The sequence below is a fragment of the Alistipes sp. CAG:29 genome, from assembly GCF_000435435.1.
Lineage (GTDB): Bacteria > Bacteroidota > Bacteroidia > Bacteroidales > Rikenellaceae > Alistipes > Alistipes onderdonkii.
In genome coordinates this window covers 1-1424 of sequence record NZ_FR893499.1, presented here as the reverse complement: position 1 = coordinate 1424, position 1424 = coordinate 1, and the positions used below count along the sequence as shown (strand labels likewise).

The 1424-nt window shown below is 44.7% G+C and carries 2 protein-coding genes; both read left to right on the top strand.

Going from position 1 to position 1424, the window contains the following annotated elements:
• Nucleotides 1-436 precede the first annotated feature (436 nt).
• Nucleotides 437-625, top strand: coding sequence for a hypothetical protein (locus QVP03_RS11590; RefSeq protein WP_022333576.1), 189 nt, complete (start codon nt 437-439; stop codon nt 623-625).
• Nucleotides 618-971: an RteC domain-containing protein gene (locus QVP03_RS11585; protein WP_229111624.1), complete on the top strand. Its 354-nt coding sequence runs from the start codon at nt 618-620 to the stop codon at nt 969-971. Before QVP03_RS11590 ends, QVP03_RS11585 begins: the two co-directional genes overlap by 8 nt.
• Nucleotides 972-1424: the final 453 nt, after the last annotated feature.

Here is a 1424-nt window from a genome sequence, read left to right as displayed (position 1 = left end):
GCAGGTATACAGCCATCTGTTAAAGCCTAAGTCCATAGCGCATTAGGTCGTGGACACTGTTTTGGGTGTAATGATATGTTTATTATGAAATGGCTACTTCTTTGGGCGGTATTCCTCGCTCTGTTTTATAATTTCCTGTGGTGGGTTATCCGCCGGACGCCGGTGACCAAAGACGATGAGAAAGAGGGCTGGATAGATTGAAATGATAATATCGTACTAAATTATGATATATCAAGTGTTTCTAATTATTCCAATTTTTTGTACTTTTGCAATGGTTATTTGAAGTAAAGAAAATTAGTGCAAGATACTGACAAAAAACCGTTGCCTTCTCGTCACCTGTTATTTATATAAAAACTGTAACGATCCGATAAATCGAATCGTTACGGCTGTTTAATCCCGCTCTCGGAAGAACTTGGACAAAAATCAATTTATCGTCATGCTTGACACACTGCTTAACCGTCGATTGTCGGATGCGGAGTGCACAGCCTTTCATGCGGCTTATGAAAAGTTCATCGACCTGCTGCACGGTCTTACGGCTCAATCCTGTAAATCGCCCCTTGACCTGCTGCACGAACTTGCCCGCCTCCAATCCCGCCTGATGCGGTTGCAAGCGCGGATTGTTTGAGAAGGAATCTCCGCAAGCGTCGCTGCTCAAATCGGAGCTTCTGCTGACGAATTTCGAGATCCGTTTAGTCTTTACCCGGCTTCGTTATCCGTCCATCGCCGCCCCGGTATCGGTCGAAGTCCCTAAATCGCCGCTGTTCCTCTCCGAACAATTCACGCCTACGGATATCATGGAACTGAAAACGGCACTGCATCTCTCTGGAGCCATACGCCGCATCGACGGCACGCGGATCGATCTGGCGACACTCGTCGATGTGCTTTCCAGAACTTTCAATGTCCGGATCAATAATCCGGAACAGTGCCACCATACGCTCATCAACCGCAAGTTGCGGGACGCATTTTCTTGACATCTTGCGTAACAATCAGATAGAATATAACCGTTGATAGCTGGAACGCCTAAGTAGAGAAAAAGCAAATGAGAGAATTCTCATTTGCTTTTTTATCGGCTATTTTTTATCTTTGCATAAGAGTCTTTGAAAAGCTAATGAATGCAAAGGACACGGCCTTCAGAGTTAACAAATCATTACCTCGACTTTTGTCATATACTGTCTATCATATAGTTAGATTAGATTAGCACTTTTGACATCAAAAGTAGTCAAATAATAAATATTTTACCTATTTTTGGGGTCTCAATTCAAAAGAATTATGTCACTCAAAAAAGTCTTGATGCTATCGTTCGCCGCCCTTGCCGCGGGAGGAAGCCTCAGCGCACAGAATCTGATCGTCGGCGCCGACTTCGCGACCCGCTTCGACAACCGGGAATACGCCAACAACGATTTCAACGAATCGCAGACGCTCTT

What these genes read in the sequence shown, in the direction of transcription:
- QVP03_RS11590 (WP_022333576.1), top strand. Translation starts at nt 437, where the DNA reads ATGCTTGACACACTGCTTAACCGTCGATTGTCGGATGCGGAGTGCACA.